We start from the raw sequence: 17647 nt of genomic DNA on the forward strand, positions 1-17647 counted from the left end.
TGCCGCGCGGGTGGTTCAGCCGCAGGCGGCGGGGAGGGAGAAACGCCGCGACCACTTGCGCAACGAGGACCCGTCGGTGGTGGCGCAGATCCGGTTGATCGCCTGGTCAAGGTCGGTGGACCACACGCGCAGGACGCGGTCGTCCCCGGCGGTGGCCATGGTGCGGCCGTCGTGGCTGTAGGCGGCGCTGTCGAGGGCGCCGGTGTGGCCCCCGGTCAGGGGGTTGCCGGACGGGTAGGCGCGGGACGGGACGGAGACGTTCCACAGCCGCACCGTGCCGTCGTCGCCGGCGCTGGCCAGGGTGCGGCCGTCCGGGCCGAACCCCACCCAGCGCACGGGCAGGCTGTGCCCGGTCAGGGGGTGCCCCGGCGCGACGGGACGTGCGGGGTCGCGCACGTTCCACAACTGGACGGCGTGACCGGCGCCCGCCGTGGCCAGGAGCCCGCCGTCGGAGGAGAAGGCGCCCCACAGGATCCCGCCCTTGTCGCCGGTGACGATGGGCGGCAACGCGCGGGGGCGTGCCGGGTCGTGGACGTCCCACAACCGCACCTTGTCGTCGGAACTGCTGCCGGCGAGGGTGCGTCCGTCGGGGCTGAACGCGGCCCAGTGCAGCTTGCTGATGTGCCCGGTGAGGGGCTGCCCCAGCCTCGTGGGGTGCGAGGGGTCGGACACGTCCCACAGCCTGAGCGTGAAGTCGCGCCCTCCGGTCACCAGGACGCGTCCGCTGGGGTGGAACGCCAGCGCGTCGGCGGCGGCTGCGTCCCCGATGGGGATCGACGCCAGCGGGCGTGGACGGGCGGGATCGGACACGTCCCACAACCGCGCCGTACGGTCGCGGCCGGCGGTGGCGAGTATGCGGCTGTCAGGGGTGAACACCGCGCGTGTGACGTCGTCGGTGTGCGCGGTCAGGGGCGGCCCCCAGGGTCGGCGGGACCGGGGGTCCCAGAGCCGTACGGTGCGGTCGTCGGAGGCCGTGGCGATGGTGCGGCCGTCGCGTGCGTAGGCCACCGCGTTGATGGTGCCGGTGTGGCCCGTCAGGGCGGTCTGCGGCAGGTTCCACAGCCGCACGGTGCGGTCGTTGCCCGCGCTGGCCAGCCAGCGGCCGTCGGGGCTGAACACGGCCCAGACGACGAAACCGGTGTGGCCGACCAGGGGCGGCCCCAGGCGTCCCGGCCGGGCCGGGTCGGACACGTCCCACAGGCGGAGGGTGTGGTCGGCGCCGCCGGTGACGAGGGTCCGGCCGTCGGGGCTGAAGTTCACGGCGAGGATCGTGTCGGTGTGACCGGTCAGCGGCCTGCCGAGGGGCCTGGCACGGGCGGGGTCAGAGACGTCCCACAACCGCACCGTGCGGTCGTCGCCGACGCTGGCGAGGGTGCGGCCGTCGGGGGAGAACGCGACCGCGTACACGTCCTCACGGTGGCCGGTGAGGGGCGGCCTCCACAGGGTGGGGTGCGCGCGGTCGGTGACGTTCCACAGCCGGATCGTGTGGTCGTGGCCCGCGCTGGCGACCGTGCGGCCGTCACGGCTGAACGCCGCGGACGCGACCGAGTCGGTGTGGCCGGTGAGCGGCTCGCCGAGGGGCTTGGCACGGGCGGGGTCGCGGACGTCCCACAGCCGCACCGTCCGGTCGTACCCGGCGGTGACGAGGGTGCCGCCGTCGCCGCTGAACGACACCGAGAACGCGTAGCCGGTGTGGCCGGTTAGGGGCTGCCCCAGCGCCTTGGGACGAGCGGGGTCCGACACGTCCCACAGCCGCGCCGTACGGTCGCGGCCGGCGCTGGCGAGGGTCCGGCCGTCGGGGCTGAACTGCAGCCAGTTGACCGAGCTGGAGTGCCCGGTCAGCGGCGGCCCCAGCGGGCGGGGACGTGCCGGGTCGGAGGTGTCCCACAGGCGGATGGTGGTGTCGACCCCGGCCGTGGCCAGGGTGCGGCCGTCCGGGCTGTAGGCGACCGCGTAGACCGCCTGGGTGTGCCCGGTCAGCGGCCTGGACAGGGCAATGTTCTGCGTGTCGAGCAGGTCGGTGCGCGCCAGCCTGGTGGGGCGCAGGCGGTAGGCGGCCAGGTCGAGCCGGGCGGCGAGCGACGGGTCGGTGTTCGCGACGTGGTCCGCCGCGGTCATGATCCGCTCGGCGGTGGCCCGGTCGCGTTCGGTCCTGGCCGCCGAGCGCTGCTGGACGGCGACGGCGGCGGTCACCGAGGCGAGCAGCGCCAGCGCGGCCAGCGCGGCGACGGCGGCGCGGCGCACGACGGCGGCGCGCCGTTCGTGCCGGGCCGAGTCGGCGAGGAAGTCGCGCAGGCGGTCGCCGAGCAGGACGTCGTCGCGGTGCCGGTCGGCCCACTCGGTGGCGGCGGCCAGGCGGCTGCCCCGGTACAGCAGGCCCGGGTCGCGGTTCTCGCGGTCCCAGGCGAGGGCGGCCTCCGCCAGCCGCTGGTGGGTGAGCAGGTCGGCGCGGTCCTCGTCGCGCCAGCGGCGCAGGCGCGGCCAGGCGTCCAGCAACGCCTCGTGCGTGATCTCGACGGTGTCGGCGTCCAGCGTGACCAGCCGGGCGCGGGCCAGCGCGTCCAGCACCGCGTCGACGTCGGGGCGCCCGGCGCCCAGCTCGTCGCGGTGGACGCGCCGCTTGGTGTCCCCGGTGCCGTCGCCGAGGGCGACCAGGCGCAGGAAGACGCCGCGGGCCAGCCGCCGCTGCTCGGCGGTCAGGCCGGTGTGGACGGCCTCGGCGGTGCGGGACAGGGCGTGCCGGATGCCTCCGGCGGCCTCGTAGCCGGCCAGGGTGAGGGTGTTGCCGCGGCGTCGGCGCCACGTCTCGCGCAGCGCGTGCGACACCAGCGGCAGCGCGTTGGCCTGGCCGCCCGCGTCGGCGATCACCCGGGCCAGCAGGGCGCCCTCGACGACGCATCCGGCCCGGACGGCGGGCTGGGTGATCGCCCGGCGCAGCTCGTCGGTCGTCATCGGCCCCACCGGCACCTGGGCGTCCCTCAACGCCTCCACCAGGTCCGGATGCTGGGAGCAGCGGGCGTAGAAGTCGGCGCGGACGCCGAGGACCACCCGGGTGCGGCTGTTGGGGGCGTGGACGGCGGCGAGCAGGGCGGCGATGGTCCGGGCGCGCTCGGAGTCGTCGGCGCACAGCGTGAAGACCTCCTCGAACTGGTCGACCACCAGCAGCAGGTCGACGTCCGCGGGGTGCCCGGCCAGCGCCTCCAGCACCGCCAGGTGCAGCGCGCGCTCGTCCACGGCCAGCTCCTTGCGCAGCGCGGGCGCCGAGCCGCCGCCGAGCCCCGCCAGCGACACGGCGCACTCGTCCAGGGGATGCGGGCCGGGGGTCAGCAGCACGGTGGGCCACGCGGCGCCGGCCGCCTCCGTCTCGGCGCGGATCCGTGCCAGCAGCCCGGCGCGCAGCAGCGAGGACTTCCCCGAGCCGGACGCCCCGAACATGGCCAGAAACCGCCGCGAACGGACGCGGCGGACCAGATCGTCGGTGAGGCGCTCCCGGCCGAAGAACCATTCACAATCCTCCGGCTGAAAGGCCGAAAGACCCGCATAGGGGATTCTTTCCGGATCACCGGCGGGCCCGGATGTGATGGACCGTGAATCTGCGGATTCGTCGGGCTCGTCGGAATTGTCGGCCGCCAGTTCCGCGGCCGCCCGCCGCCACCGCTCCTCCCATTCCGCGGTGTCACCCTCGCAAGCCTGGACATATGCGAGCGTGACCGTCAAACTGGGCAATCTACGTCCGGACGCCGCGTCTGCCAGCGTGGACGCCGAGTAATGCGCCCGCCGCGCCAGCTCGCGATAGGGCGGGGAACCCGCTTTCGCCCGCAGCAGACGCAGATCCGCGGCGAATCGCGTCACCACCCCGCCGTCATCGTCCAGCGGCCGTTCAGGACGAGGCATCGCCACCCCACATGGTCACGTCGCTGCGCCCATTGTCCGGCGGCTGTTGTCCGGTGTCCACTCACCGACACCGGACAACTTTCAGCCGTTAGAACCGATCCAAGAAAGACCGGTCACAGCACCCGGGAGCATATCCGGTCACCGACAAAAAACCTTCAAAAGGAGAAACAGCCATGAAGCTCTCCACTGCCGCCCGCGTCGTGGCGGGCGCGGCCCTGGGCACCGGACTGGTGGCCCTCGCCCCGCCGTCCGACGCCCCCGCGGCCACCGTCTCCACCGTGTCCTCCACCACGTCCACCGCCGCCGGCCCCGCCCGCACGACGACCGCACTCCGGGAGAACTGCTGGAAGGGCAACCCGGATCCGATCAGGGGTGCCCGGATGGAGTACTACGAGTGCCGGCGGGACATGCCGGGCACGCAGCAGACCTTCATCTACCTGCGGGTCAAGGACACCCGCGCCGACGGCAGGTGCGCCGTGGCGCGCGGAGCGATCGGCTACAGCTGGGACCGGCACTCCGTCCGCACCCGGGTGAAGGTCAGGAGCTGCACCCCGGGCCGCTGGTCGGCTTGGCGTACAAGCGACTGGTGGAACGGCAACCAGGGCTACGAGTACGTCTACCTCCGCCGCCGCTGACGGTCGCGGCGGCTGACGACCTCCCCTCCCCCTGACACGCAGGTTCCCCTCCGCCCCCGGCGGAGGGGAACCTGCGGCGCCTCCGCCTTCTCGTCGTAGGGTGGGCGACCGGCGCGTCACGGCGCCCACGGCGAACGCGCTCGTCGCCGCGGGCGCCGTGGCCGCCGCATGAAAGCCGGGAGTGAGGGGGGAGCGACATGAACAAGCTGGGCGTGCACGCGCTGGTGTGGACGGGCGGCTGGGACGAGGACGAGGCGCGGCGCGCGATCGCCGAGACGGCGCGCGCCGGGTTCGACCTGATCGAGCTTTCGGTGCCGGTGCCGTCCTCCGTCGACACCGGCATGACACGGCGGCTGCTGGACGAGCACGGTCTTGAGGTGGCGTGCTCGCTCGGCCTGCGTTTCGACGCCGACATCTCCAGCCCCGACCCCGAGGTCGCGCGGCGCGGCGCCGAGCTGCTGGACGACGCGCTGTCGCTCGCCCGCGGCGTGGGCGCCGGATACCTGGGCGGCGTCATCTACTCGGCGCTCGGCAAGTACCCCGGGCCGGCCACCCCGCAGGGGCGCCGCAACTGCGTGGACGGGCTGGCGCGCCTGGCCGAGAAGGCGGCGGCCGACGGCATCACGCTCGGCCTGGAGGTCGTCAACCGGTACGAGAGCAACATCCTCAACACCGCCGAGCAGGCGCTGGAGCTGATCGACGAGGTCGGCGCCGACAACGTGGTGGTGCACCTGGACACCTACCACATGAACATCGAGGAACCCGACTTCGCCGCCCCGGTCGAGACGTGCGGGGCGCGGCTCGGCTACGTGCACATCGGCGAGAGCCACCGCGGCTACCTCGGCACCGGCACCGTCGACTTCCCGCAGTTCTTCGCCGCGCTGGCCCGCTCCGGCTACGACGGCGTGATCACGTTCGAGAGCTTCTCGTCGGCGGTGGTGTCCCCCGCCCTGTCCAACGACCTGGCCGTCTGGCGGAACCTGTGGCAGGACGGCGCCGACCTGGCCCGGCACGCCCGCGAGTTCATCGCCTCGGGCCTGGCGGCGGCGCGGGGCTGAGGGCGCGGGCTGTTCCATGGGCGTTCCCGTCCTGGTCGGCGTCGACCTCGGCACGAGCGGCGTCAAGGTGGTGGCGCTCGGGCTGGACGGCGTGGTCCACGCCGAGGCGGCCCGCGAGTATCCCGTGCGCAGCCCGGCCCCGGGGCAGGCGGAGACGCGCCCCGAGGACTGGTGGGACGCGGTCGTCGCGGCGCTGGGGGAGGTGCTGTCGTCCGGCGCGCTGGAGGTCGCCGGCGTCGGCCTGGACGGGCAGATGCACGGCCTGGTGCTCGCCGACGAGGACGGTTCGCCCGTACGGCCCGCGCTGCTGTGGGCCGATTCCCGCGCCACGTCCGAAGTGTCCGCGTGGGAGGAGCTACCGGATCCGCTCCGGCACAAGCTCGCGAACCCGCTGGCCCCCGGCATGGCGGGGCCGCTGCTGCTGTGGGTGCGGCGGAACGAGCCCGCCGCCTACGAGCGGGCGCGTGCGGCCCTGCTTCCCAAGGACTGGTTGCGTCATCGCCTCACCGGCGGGGCGTTCGCCACGGACCCGTCCGACGCCTCGGCCACGCTGCTGTGGGACGTCCCCGGTGACCGTTGGGCGGAGGACGTCGTCACGGGGGTCGGCCTGGACGCCGCGTTGCTGCCGCCCGTACGTCCCTCCGGCGAACGGGCCGGAGGGCTTTCGGGCGGTGGGCTCTCGGGCGTCGACGCGGGTGTTCCCGTAGCGGTCGGTGCGGCGGACACGGCGGCGGCTCTGCTGGCCACCGGGCTCACCGACCCGGGGGACCTGCAGATTTCCGTGGGGACGGGCGCGCAGATCGTTCGTCCCGTCCACGACCCCGTCGTCACTCCGCACCCGCGTACGCACCTGTACCGCTCCGCGGCGGAGGACAACCGGTGGTACGCGATGGCGGCCGTGCAGAACGCGGGGCTCGCCCTGGGCTGGGCACGACGCGTGCTTGGCCTGAGCTGGGAGGAGTTGTACGCGGCGGCGGACGGCCCCCCGGGCGCGGGCGGGGTGACGTTCGTTCCGTACCTGACCGGTGAACGTTCCCCCGTGCTCAACGCCCAGGCTCGTGGCGCATGGCTCGGCCTGGATCTCGCCAGCGACCGCGCGTCCCTGGCCCAGGCCGCCGTCGAGGGGGTGGCGTTCGCGATCCGGCACGCCCTGGAGGAACTGCCGTCCGTCCCCGGGGCACCGCTGGAACACGCACGTCTCGTCGGGGGCGGAATCGCCACCCCCGGCTTCCGTGCGCTGCTCGCCGACGTGTTGGGAATCCCCCTGCGTCCCGTAGGGGTGCGCAGCGCGTCGGCCGTGGGGGCGGCCATGCTCGCCGCGTCAGCCGCGGGACTTCCCATGCCCCCGCCACCCGTCACCACCGACGCCGTCGTCGCCCCCACCGGCCGCGCCGAGCAGTACCAGGGCCCCTACCGCCGCTACCGCGACCACGCCGAGAGCCTGGCGGGGGTGCGCTCACCCTGAGCCGCCGCGCCCCCGGGGCTCATCGAAGGAACATGCTCCTGGAGTCCTTGGCGCGAAGCTGCGCCTTTCCGTCGGTGGCCTGGCTGATGACGGCTCCGACGGTCGCCTGCGTCTTCTTCTGCCACCCTACGAAGGTCCCGATGGGCTTGGCCGTCACCTCGACGGTGTAGAGCTTCTTATCGCATGTGGCGGGGCCTTTCCCCGCGGCGACCCTCCGTGGCAACTGATCGCCGCTTTGCGCGACGGCGACGCTGAGGGTGTTCCCCTTGGTGCAGGTGTACGTCACCTTCACCGCCACATTCCGCCCGCCCTTCAACACCGTGGCCGAGTCGGCCCGGATGACGTCGTGCGCGATGGTGTCGGCGGCCGCCACCGGCGCGGTGACCAGCAGCGCGGCCGCGGCCGCGCCGAGCGCGTAAACCCGTTGCCTCGCCTTCATGGTGCCCTCCCCTTCCGTCGTGCACGTGGCTCGTGCCCGTGGCTTGGTGTGTGCATGGCTCAGGTGCGCGGCTCATGCGCGTGGCGTCATGCGCGCGGCTCTGTTTCCCACGCTTGCGGAAGGGCTGCGAATTCCCAACCAAGCCCGCGCCAACATTTCCGATGCGCGGCGCAAGGGCGGTTCGGAGGCGGTTCGGGGCGGATCAGGGGATATGGGCCACGCCGCCGTACATGGAGACCTTGTCGACGGGCGAACGCGCGTCCGGCGCGTCATCGGGACGCCACTCGACGATCGAGGTGATGCCGGGCGGCAGCAGTTCGAGTCCGGTGAAGAAGCGGGCGAACTCGTCCCGGGAACGCAGCCGGAACGGCACTCCGCTGCGTTCGTTGGCCGCGACGGCCTCGGCGTACTGCTCGGGCGTCAGATGGTCGCCGGTCGCGTGCGTGATCACGACGTGGCTGCCCGGCGGGAGCGGTTCCAGCAGCCGGGCGAGGATGCCGTAGGGGTCCTCGTCGTCGGGCAGGAAGTGCATGATCGCGACGAGCATCAGCGCCACCGGCCGCGACATGTCCAGGGTGGCGTGCAGTTCCGGATGCGTCATGATCCCGTCGGGGTCGCGGAGGTCCGCCTCCAGGTAGGCGGTCGCGCCCTCGGGAGCGCTGGTGAGCAGCGCGCGGGCGTGCACGAGCACGATGGGGTCGTTGTCGACGTAGACGATCCGCGCGCCGGGGTCGATCGCCTGGGCGACCTCGTGGACGTTGCCCGCCGACGGCAGACCCGTGCCGATGTCCAGGAACTGCCTGATGCCGCGCTCGGCGGCCAGGTACGACACCGCGCGCCTGAGGAACCGCCGGTTCTCCAGGGCGGCCAGGCGTACCGTGGGGAACCCGGAGGCGACCATCTCCGCGGACGCCCGGTCGGCGGCGAAGTTGTCCTTGCCGCCGAGCCAGTAGTTGTACCTGCGGCTGGGATGCGCCTTGGTCGGATCGATCCCCAGGGGTGCCTGCTCGTTGTCCACGCTGACCTCGTTTCGCCCCGTTCGCCTGGAGCGCCGCGTGCGGGCGCCGGGTAGGCGCGTCCCATTCTGCCGGGACGCGCGCCGACCGAAGCGTCGGACTTGTCTCAAACATGAAACTTGTACGCAAACAGGTGGCGTGTCCGTACAAATCAGGACATGATCGGCTTCGTTGCGACGGTGCGGCGAGCCGGAAGGCGTAGGCGATGGACCTCTTCTACAGCCCGTACGACTTCGACGTGCAGGAGGACCCCTACCCGGTCTACGCGCGCCTGCGCGACGAGGCGCCCGTCTACCGCAACGAGCAGGACGACTTCTGGGCGCTGTCCCGGCACGCCGACATCCTCGCGGCGCTGCGCGACTCCGACCGCTTCTCCAGCCGCAACGGCCTGCGCATCGAGCCCGCGTTCTGGGGGCCGGACGCGGAGCGGTTCTTCTCGTTCGTCGCCATGGACCCGCCCAAGCACACCCGCATGCGCGGCCTGGTCTCCCGCGCCTTCACCCAGCGCCGCGTCCAGGCCCTCGAACCGCGGCTGCGCGAGATCGCCCGCGCGCACCTGGAACCGCTGCTGGACGGCGACGCCTTCGACCTGATGGAGTTCGCCGGCCGCTTCCCCACCGACGTGATCTCCGAGCTGGTCGGCGTGCCCGAGGCCGACCGCGACCGGCTGCGCGACCTCGGCATGGCGATCATGTACCGGGACGAGGAGTCCACCGACCTGCCCCCCGAGGCGCTGCAGGCCATCGGCGCGCTCGTCGGCTACTACACCGAGCTGACGGTCGAACGCGCCCGCGAGCGCCGCGACGACCTGCTGTCGGGCCTGCTGGACGCCGCCGAGGGCGACGACCGGCTCACCCCCGAGGAGATCGTCGGGGTGCTGATCCTGCTGGTCGGCGCGGGCATCGAGACCACGATGCTGCTGCTCGGCAACGCCTGGCACGCCGCCTGGAAGCACCCGGACGAACGCGCCCGCGCCTTCGCCGGACGCGTCGAGGACTGGATCGAGGAGACCCTGCGCTGGGACCCGCCCACGCAGGCCCTGGCCCGCACCACCACCGAGGCCGTGGAGCTGCACGGCGTGAAGATCCCGGCGGACGCGCGCATCCTCCTGCTGGTGGGGTCGGCCAACCGCGACCCGCAGGTGTTCGCCGACCCCGACCGCTTCGACCTGGACCGGGACACGGGGCCGTCCCTCGCGTTCGGCAACGGCCGCCACCACTGCCTGGGCGCCAACCTGGGCCGCCTGGAGGCCCGCATCGCCCTGCGGGAACTGGTCGACGTCATCGCCGACTACGAGATCGACACAGCCGCCGTGAAGCGCGTCCACTCCTCCAACGACCGCGGCTTCGCGTCCCTGCCGACCCGCATCACGGCCCGCCGCTAGACCAGAGCTACGGCTGGAGCCGGGGCTACGGCAACGGCTAGAGCACCTTGCCCTGGACGTAGACCCACGCGTCGTCGTGCCGGACGAACCGGCTGACCTCGTGCAGTTCGCCCGCCTGCCCGCCCTGCACGTAGTGGGCGCGGAACTCCACCGTGCCCTTGCGGTCGGACGGCCCGCCGTCGGCGACGCTCAGGATCTCCAGGCGCTGCCAGCGAAGACCGGGGTCGAGTTCTAGTTGCGGCGGCCGCGTCGCGGGATGCCAGCTCCTGAGGAGATAGTCCGTTTCCCCCAGGGCGAAGGCACTGTAACGGGACCGCATGAGCTGCTCAGCCGTCTCGGCCTGTGCGGCGCCTTCGTGCAGCCGTCCGCAACACTGCGCGTACGGCATCGACGACCCGCACGGACACGCCCGACGTTTCCCCATACACCCATTCTGGGGCCGGATAGCGGGCGTCCGAAAACGGTGGTACCGGCAAAACGCGGACCACCTGTGATTTACGCAACAACATTTCGGAATAGGCGGGCGGCGGATTCTGTGTCACGTTGAGCACGTCGGGGGGGCGGCCAGGAGTCGACCGGGAGGAGACCCGATGACGTGGCGCCGGAGAGTGCTGTCCACCGTCTCGACGCTCGTGCTGGGAGTCACCGCGGTCGTGGCCGTGGACGTCCCGGCGGCGTCGGCGGCCCCGCTGGACCTGTCCAACTTCAGGTTGCAGGTCGCGTCCAACGCCGAGTATCTGAAGTCCACCGTCTCCAGGCTCGACGCCGACCTGCCCAACGTGGGCGTCGGCGACATCATGGCGGAGGCCAACCGCACGGGCGGCGTACGGAACGGGGCCGCGTGCGAGCCGGCCGCCGTCACCGACGCCGACAGCGACAAGACGGTCTCGGTGTCCAAGAGCCTGTGCTTCGAGGACGGCGACAACGGCACCACCGACTGGATCCCCCAGGGCGTCACGACCGTGGCCGACGCGCAGGCCGACCAGAAGTGGGGCACCTCCAACCAGCCCGTCCTGGTCAGCTGGTACTTCGCGGGCAGCGCTCCCACGGGCAACTCGCAGAAGGGCGTGCGGGTCACCTTCATCGACCCGAGCACCGGACGCTACCGGCACGTCCTGCTCGCCCACCCGTACGAGAACTCCGCCGGCAACGCCAGCTACACCAGCGTCCGCACCGACCAGACCGCGGGCGAGGGCAACTCCCTGCACGCGGGCGGGATCGTCTGGTACGGCAACTTCCTCTACGTGGCGGACACCGGGCGCGGCTTCCGCGTCTTCGACATGCGCCACATCTACGACCTGACGGCCGCGGGCAGCAAGGGCAACGTGACCGACAAGAGCAAGGTCGGCCGCATCGACGGCGTCTTCTACGGCTACGGGTACCGCTACGTCATGCCGGAGGTGACGGTGTGGCAGCACTCGGTGCCCGACAGCGGAACGCCCTGCACGACGAGCGCCGTGGCGCCGAAGTTCTCGTTCGCGGGCCTGGACCGCAGCGGTGTCGACCACCTGCTCGCGGGCGAGTACTGCGACGGCGCCATCGGCCGCGTGTTCACCTGGAAGATCGCCGACGCCACGCTCGACGGGGAGCAGCGGCTCAGCGGGTACTGGAACGCCGACGCCGCCTACAACCTGCCGGTCTCCAACGTGCAGGGCGCCACGCGGTTCGGCGGGCGCTGGTACATCAGCCAGAGCCACGGCCAGAACGTGTCCGGCCAGGACGACCTGGGTGAGCTCCACACGACGACACCGGTGACGTCCACAACGGGCACGTTGCGTGTGGACAGGACGCAGCCCGCCGCCATAGGCGTGGAGGACCTGTCCCACTGGCCGTCGGGGACGCAGGACACGCCGGCCCTCGGCACCATCTGGTCGGTCTCCGAGCACCGCTACGGCCGCATGGTGTACGCGACGCCCCCGCAGTAGTTCCCCGAGGACTTGTGGGCCGTGCCTGCGGGGGGCGCGGCCCACAAGCTGCTAGACCGGCCCGCGTTGGCGCCGGGGCAGCAGCACCAGGCTCGCCACAGGGACCGCCGCCAGGACGAGCCAGGGCACGGCAGCAGGAAGCCCCGAATCGAGCAGGGAGCCTGTGGCCGCGCTGCCGACGAGCACGACGAGCCCGGAAATCCCCTTCCAGAGGTCGAGAGCGGTCTACCGGCCGGCCATGGGGATCTCGAAGTGGACGGCAGCAAGCGTTGCGGGGTCAGCGACCGCCCTCCGGCTCCGGCACGGGCGCGGGGCCCACCGGCTGCGACGCGCCGGGCCGCGGCTCCGCCACGGCCGTCTGGACCAGCCGCGGCGAGGCGCCCCGCTGGATCCAGAACCCCCTGCCGGGCGGCTGCGGAGCCGGATACAGCGGCGGGAACAGCTGCCCCTCGGACCGGTCGCCCGACATCAGCAGCGCCGCCGTGCCCGTCTCGCGGACCGCCAGCAGCAACGGCTCGTACAGCCCCCGCGCGGCCCCGGCCACCCGCCGCGACACCACGAAGTGCAGCCCGATGTCGCGCCCGCTCGGCACGAACGGCAGGAACGGTTCGAGCGGCTGCTGCCCGGCCGTCGTGAGCAGGTCGTAGTCGTCGACGAGCACGACCACCCGCGGCCCGCCGCTCCAGCGCCCCTCGGCCGAGTCGGAGTCGGGCATCCGGGACTCCAGCTCCCCGGCGACGCCCGCGGCCAGCCCGGCGGCCAGCCGCGCGGTGCCCGCGTAGCCGCCCAGGTACGGCTCCGGCACCACCTCGCGCAGGCCGCGCCGCGGATCCATCACCGCGAACACGACCTCCTCCGGCGAGTACCGGCTGACCAGCCCCTCGGCGACGAGCCGCAGCAGGTTCGTCTTGCCGCACTCGCCGTCCCCCAGCACGATCAGGTTCTGGTCCTGGTCGAACAGGTCGAGCCCGACCGGTTCGAGCGCCCGCTCGTCCACGCCGACCGGAACCGCGTCCGGCATCCGGCCCGGCCCCGGCAGCGCGGCGGCGGGCAGATGGTGGGGCAGCACCCGCACCGGCGGCGCCGTGGGGCCGGTCCAGGACGCGCGGATGGCCCGCGCCGCCGCCTCCACCACACCGCCGAGGTCGTCGGTGTCGGGCAGGCCATCGAACCGCGGCAGCGCGACGTGCCCGAACAGCCTGCCGTCGGTGAGGACCCGCCCGGGCAGGTCGGCGGCGATGGTCTCGGCGAGCTTGCGGTCGACGGCCGAGTCGGTCGGGTCGTTCAGCCGCAGCTCGACGCGCTGCCCGAAGTTCGACTGCATGGCGATGCGCACGTCGTTCCAGCGCAGCATCCCGGCGACGACGTGGATGCCGTAGCCGCTGCCGCGCTGCAACAGGTCCGACACCAGCTCGTCGATCTCCTCGAAGTCGTCGCGCAGCGCCCCGAACCCGTCGATGACCAGGACGACGTCGGCGCACGGCAGCTCGGGCACCCTCCCGGCGGCGTGCAGCCGCCGCAGCCCGGCGACCGAGTCGATGCCGTGCTGCCGGAACACCTCCTGGCGGTGGTCGAGCATCCCCAGCACCTCCTCGACCGTGCGGCGCACCCGCTCCCGGTCGGCGCGCCCGGCGACGCCGCCCACGTTCGGCAGCCCCGCCAGCGCCTGCAACCCGCCGCCCACCAGGTCGACCCCGTACACCGCCACCTGGGCGGGGGAGTGGGTCAGCGCCAGCGACAGCACCAGCGTGCGCAGCAGCGTCGTCTTGCCCGTCTGCGGCCCGCCGATGATCGCGACATGGCCGCCCGCGGCCGTCAGGTCGACGTCCCAGCGCCCCTGCCACTGCCGGCGCGGATCGTCCAGCAGCCCGACCGGCACCCGCAGCGGCGCGACCGGCGCGGACGCCCGCATGCCGTCACCGGTGACCCCCACCGGGCCGACGACGGCGTCCAGCGTGACGGCCGCGGGCAACGGCGGCAACCAGATGGTCTGGACGCGCTCACCCGTCAACTGGCCGACCAGCACGTCCAGCAGCGTGGGCCCGGCCGTCCGCTCCGGCAGCCGCCCCTGCTCGTCGACGGACGTGCCGGGCGCGTCGGCGGCCACGTTGTACACGGGATACGGACGCACCGGCGCCGGCCCCGCGTCCTCGGGCTCCTCCACCACCGGCCCCCGGTACGGCCCCGACACGTACCCGCCCTTGAACCGCTGGTAGAGGCTGGTGTCGACCTTGAGGTAACCGAACCCCGGCAGCGCGGGCAGATGGAAGGCGTCCGGCGTGTCCAGGACGGTGCGGGACTCCTCCTCCGAGAACGTGCGCAGCCCGATCCGGTACGACAGGTACGTGTCCAGGCCGCGCAGCTTGCCGCCCTCGATGCGTTGGCTCGACAGCAGCAGGTGCACGCCGATGCTGCGCCCGATCCGCCCGATCGACAGGAACAGCTCGATGAAGTCGGGCCGCGCCGTCAGCAGCTCCCCGAACTCGTCGATGATCACCAGCAGGTGGGGCAGCGGCGGCAGGTCGGGCCGGTGGTGGACGCGCTGGTAGTTGTAGTCGCCGATGTTGGCGATGTTGCCCGCGTCCCGCAGCACCTGCTGCCTGCGCTGCACTTCCCCCGACAGGCTGGCGTAGGCGCGTTCGATCAGCCCGGCGTCGTCCTCCAGGTTGGTGATGACGCCCGCCACGTGCGGCAGCTTCTCGAACGGCGCGAACGTGGCGCCGCCCTTGTAGTCCACGAGCACCATGGACACCTGGTCGGGCGGATGCGACAGCGCCAGCGACAGCACCAGCGTCCGCAGCAGCTCGCTCTTGCCCGACCCGGTGGCGCCCACGCACAGCCCGTGCGGCCCCATGCCGAGCTGCGCGGCCTCCTTCAGGTCGAGGATGACCGGCTGCCCCGCGTCGTCCACCCCGATCGGCACCCGCAGGAACGCCCGCTCGCTGCGCGGCGCCCACAGCCTCTTCAAATCCAGCCGCTCGGGCTCCTCGACGCCCAGCAGCCTGGTGACGTCGAGCGTCCCGCCCTGCGACGCGGACTCCTCCACCGACTCCCGCGACAGCCGCAGCGGCGCCAGCATCCGCGCCAGCCCCAGGATGGTCGGCGCGGACACCTGGTCGAGCGTCCCCTCCAGAACGGCCGGAACGGCGCCGCGCAGATCCTCCACCCGCACCCGCTCACCGTCCACGGTGATGCGCACGCCGACGTCACCGGGCTCCTGCGTGCGGTCCGCCACCAGGTGGATCACCGTCGCCGCCAGGCCCGCCGGGTTGATCGTCTCGTCCGGCCGCACCAGATCCGCGGCCACGTCCCCGTACAGGTCGTGCACCACCACCAGCCGCCGCAGCAGCCGGTACGCCTCCCGCTGCCCCAGGCCGCGCCGCACCTCGGTGGCGAAGTCCGTCCGCTCCTTCAGCTCGTCCGCCAGCAATGCGCTCAGCCCGCCGGGAGTCGGCGCCACCAGACGCAACGGCGCCCCGCCGTCCCGCCGCGTCGGATCGAGAACGTGCGGCAGCCACTTCACCCAGTCCCAGTCGCCGATCCGGTCCGCCCCGGCGGCGACCCCGAACGCGACGTCCTCCGGCGCGTGGAAGGCGGCGAGCTGCGCCAGCAACGCCCGCATGACCGCCAGCACGTCGTCCCGGGAGCCGATCACGCTGACGTTGCCCGCCATGTCCAGGGGCACCGTCAGCGGCATGTCGGGCGCGGCGCCGAACCGGCGGATCGCCCCCCGGGCCTCCGCCAGCATGAACGGATCGGTCGGCGCCAGCGCCGTGCCGCGCTCCCCCAGCTCCAGCTTCGTCCCCGGCATCGTCCCGGTCCCGACGCGCACCCGCAGGAAGTCCGGATCCCGCCGCCGCCGCTCCCACAACCGCGCCGGGTCGCGCACGACGTCGTACAGCGCCTCCGGCGGCGGATCCAGCAGCCGCGCCCGCGTCCGCGCCTCCCGCTCGGCCCGGCCGAGCTCCTCGCGCAGCTCCTCCAGATACTCCAGGTACCGTTCCCGCTGGTTACGCCGCTGCCGCGTGACCTGCCCCCGCCTGGAGAGCAGCAACGCCGCCCCCACCAGCACGGCCACGACGAGCATCACCGCCCCGAGCGCGATGAACGCCGGATTCCGCAGGACGGTCATCACCGTCAGCGACGCCATCATCCCGACGATCGGCAGGATCGCGAACACCTGCCCGCCCACCCCACCGGCCTCGGGCAGGGTCGGCGGCGCCTCCACCTCACGCGTCTCCTGCGCCGCCAACGGCTGCACGGTCCGCGCGGGCCGATGGACGATCCGGACCGTCACGACTCCTCCTCGCCACCCTTGACCCGATCAGACCAAACGTGTCACGGCGAAGCGTATTGCGCACCTCCGACATCACACCGCCCGCATTCCAATTCGGCCCGCCCAATCCGGGATTAATCACCCGACTTACGCCAATCCGTCATCTCCCTAGCCCCCAACCGGCCTCGTCACGAGGCCGTACGAGCGGTTCACCCGGGGAACACCCACCGCCCGCACGGCACTTTCATGCCTTCGGATCACAACGGTTCTCCGTGATCATCCGCAGCTTCACGGCTCGAACCACGCGACGACCCCGATCACCTCATCCCGCCACGCCCATCCGACCGCGCCAAGACGGTCGTAAACGGGCTGCCCGGACAGGCTGAGCGCCACCCGCCACACGGCCCCCCTCGCCACCCCGGGAGCGCTTCGCAGAGCCGCGTCCACATACCGAAACGCCGCCTTCCGATCGTCGGTCACCCCACCCACGCTGAGCCGGTACCCCTGGACGTCCCACGAGTACAGCGCAGGCTCCCTGCCACCCCTCACCGCCCTGGCGCCAGTGCCGCACCGAACACCCGCCGCCACAGCCCGCCCTTCCCCGCCCTCACATGCCGCCCCCTCTCCGCCCGCCTGGCACGAGGCACCGCCCGTCCCCCACCCCCGGAAACCGGACGCGCGACCGGCACCCCAACCGCCGTGGCCACACCTGGACCAGCCCCACTCGCCGGGGCAACGCCCCCCAAAGAGCCACCGGACGAGGGAGCAGGCCCCGCAGAGACGCCCTGCGGCGAGACCGCGCCCGGAGCGGCTCTCTGCAGGAAGGTGCCCGCAGAAGCCCCCTGCGGCGAGACGGCGCCCGAAGCAGCACTGTGCGGAAAGATGACCGGACAGTCCCTCGGCGGGGAGACGGTGCCCGCAGCCCCGGACGAAAAGACCTGCCCCACGGAGACGCCCGGCAAGAAGACAGCACCCGAAGAAGCCCCCGCCCGGGAGACCGCACGCGGACCGACCCCCTGCGAAAAGGCGAAGCCCGCAGACGGACGCGGCGGGGAAACCGTACGTGAATCGGCACCCTGTGAGAAGACGGCCCCCGCAGACACGCCCCGCCGGGAGACGGCAGCCGAAGAGACGCTCGACGGGGGAGCACCCCCCGAAGAAAATCCCTGCAACGAGACGCCGCCCGCAGACGCGCCCGGCGGGGGAACCGTACGCGGAGGGGCACTGCGCTGAACGTCCGTGCACGGCCGGGCGCTTTGTGGCGTAACAGTGCCCGAAGAAGCGTTCGGCCGGTAGTCCGTGCCCGGAGCGAGACCTTGCGGGGAAGCGACGCCCGTAGAAGCGTCCTGCGGCCAGACGGTCGGCGGCAAGGCGCCCTCCGGCGAGGCGGTAGCAGGGCAGGAGACGCGTGCCAACTCCCACGCGAGTTCCTGAGGCGATTCGGTCTCCAGCAGCCGATCCCGTCCCGCCTCCTGGATCAGCGCCCAGAAGTGCCCCGTGTACTGCCCCCACCACAGGCATACGCCCGGGAAGCGGCGCCGCAACTCGGCCAGTG

The 17647-nt window shown here is 72.8% G+C and carries 10 protein-coding genes; 5 read left to right on the forward strand and 5 right to left on the reverse strand.

The features are described 5' to 3' along the window. Positions 1-15: 15 nt before the first annotated feature. On the reverse strand, positions 16-3894 hold the full coding sequence (locus tag ABD811_RS04605) for an nSTAND1 domain-containing NTPase (protein WP_344941234.1): 3879 nt from the start codon (positions 3892-3894) through the stop codon (positions 16-18). A gap of 173 nt (positions 3895-4067) precedes the next feature. On the opposite strand from ABD811_RS04605, the gene ABD811_RS04610 reads away from it, so the two are divergent. The 3 genes from ABD811_RS04610 (at position 4068) to ABD811_RS04620 (ending at position 7052) form a co-directional block, all read left to right on the forward strand. Further along, complete coding sequence (locus tag ABD811_RS04610; protein WP_344941237.1) at positions 4068-4529, forward strand: hypothetical protein; 462 nt, start codon at positions 4068-4070, stop codon at positions 4527-4529. 197 nt (positions 4530-4726) lie between these two features. Further along, positions 4727-5587, forward strand: coding sequence for a sugar phosphate isomerase/epimerase family protein (locus ABD811_RS04615; RefSeq protein ID WP_344941240.1), 861 nt, complete (start codon positions 4727-4729; stop codon positions 5585-5587). 16 nt (positions 5588-5603) lie between these two features. Further along, complete coding sequence (locus ABD811_RS04620; protein WP_344941243.1) at positions 5604-7052, forward strand: xylulokinase; 1449 nt, start codon at positions 5604-5606, stop codon at positions 7050-7052. 19 nt (positions 7053-7071) lie between these two features. Here ABD811_RS04620 and ABD811_RS04625 read toward each other — a convergent pair whose 3' ends face one another. Together ABD811_RS04625 and ABD811_RS04630 are read right to left on the reverse strand one after the other, a co-directional pair. Further along, positions 7072-7491 carry a hypothetical protein gene (locus ABD811_RS04625; protein ID WP_344941246.1) on the reverse strand — a complete coding sequence of 140 codons (420 nt, stop codon included), beginning with the start codon at positions 7489-7491 and terminating at the stop codon, positions 7072-7074. 202 nt (positions 7492-7693) lie between these two features. Next, positions 7694-8509, reverse strand: a complete 816-nt coding sequence (locus ABD811_RS04630; RefSeq protein ID WP_344941248.1) for an SAM-dependent methyltransferase — start codon at positions 8507-8509, stop codon at positions 7694-7696. 203 nt (positions 8510-8712) lie between these two features. On the opposite strand from ABD811_RS04630, the gene ABD811_RS04635 reads away from it, so the two are divergent. Further along, complete coding sequence (locus tag ABD811_RS04635) at positions 8713-9891, forward strand: cytochrome P450 (protein ID WP_344941251.1); 1179 nt, start codon at positions 8713-8715, stop codon at positions 9889-9891. 37 nt (positions 9892-9928) lie between these two features. Here the strand turns inward: ABD811_RS04635 and ABD811_RS04640 are convergent, their stop codons facing one another. Then, complete coding sequence (locus tag ABD811_RS04640; RefSeq protein ID WP_344941253.1) at positions 9929-10315, reverse strand: YchJ family protein; 387 nt, start codon at positions 10313-10315, stop codon at positions 9929-9931. Positions 10316-10481: 166 nt separating this feature from the next. Between ABD811_RS04640 and ABD811_RS04645 the strand changes: the two genes are divergently transcribed. Beyond that, on the forward strand, positions 10482-11816 hold the full coding sequence (locus ABD811_RS04645; protein ID WP_344941256.1) for a hypothetical protein: 1335 nt from the start codon (positions 10482-10484) through the stop codon (positions 11814-11816). 277 nt (positions 11817-12093) lie between these two features. Here the strand turns inward: ABD811_RS04645 and eccCa are convergent, their stop codons facing one another. Further along, positions 12094-16113, reverse strand: coding sequence for a type VII secretion protein EccCa (gene eccCa / locus ABD811_RS04650; protein WP_344941259.1), 4020 nt, complete (start codon positions 16111-16113; stop codon positions 12094-12096). Positions 16114-17647: the final 1534 nt, after the last annotated feature.

Origin of the sequence: Actinomadura miaoliensis (genome assembly GCF_039536785.1) — a bacterium.
GTDB lineage: Bacteria > Actinomycetota > Actinomycetes > Streptosporangiales > Streptosporangiaceae > Spirillospora > Spirillospora miaoliensis.

Excerpts from the sequence above, each read along its gene's own strand:
- ABD811_RS04605 (WP_344941234.1), bottom strand. The coding sequence starts at position 3,894 with ATGCCTCGTCCTGAACGGCCGCTGGACGATGACGGCGGGGTGGTGACG.
- ABD811_RS04610 (WP_344941237.1), top strand. The coding sequence starts at position 4,068 with ATGAAGCTCTCCACTGCCGCCCGCGTCGTGGCGGGCGCGGCCCTGGGC.
- ABD811_RS04615 (WP_344941240.1), top strand. The coding sequence starts at position 4,727 with ATGAACAAGCTGGGCGTGCACGCGCTGGTGTGGACGGGCGGCTGGGAC.
- ABD811_RS04620 (WP_344941243.1), top strand. The coding sequence starts at position 5,604 with ATGGGCGTTCCCGTCCTGGTCGGCGTCGACCTCGGCACGAGCGGCGTC.
- ABD811_RS04625 (WP_344941246.1), bottom strand. The coding sequence starts at position 7,491 with ATGAAGGCGAGGCAACGGGTTTACGCGCTCGGCGCGGCCGCGGCCGCG.
- ABD811_RS04635 (WP_344941251.1), top strand. The coding sequence starts at position 8,713 with ATGGACCTCTTCTACAGCCCGTACGACTTCGACGTGCAGGAGGACCCC.
- ABD811_RS04640 (WP_344941253.1), bottom strand. The coding sequence starts at position 10,315 with ATGGGGAAACGTCGGGCGTGTCCGTGCGGGTCGTCGATGCCGTACGCG.
- ABD811_RS04645 (WP_344941256.1), top strand. The coding sequence starts at position 10,482 with ATGACGTGGCGCCGGAGAGTGCTGTCCACCGTCTCGACGCTCGTGCTG.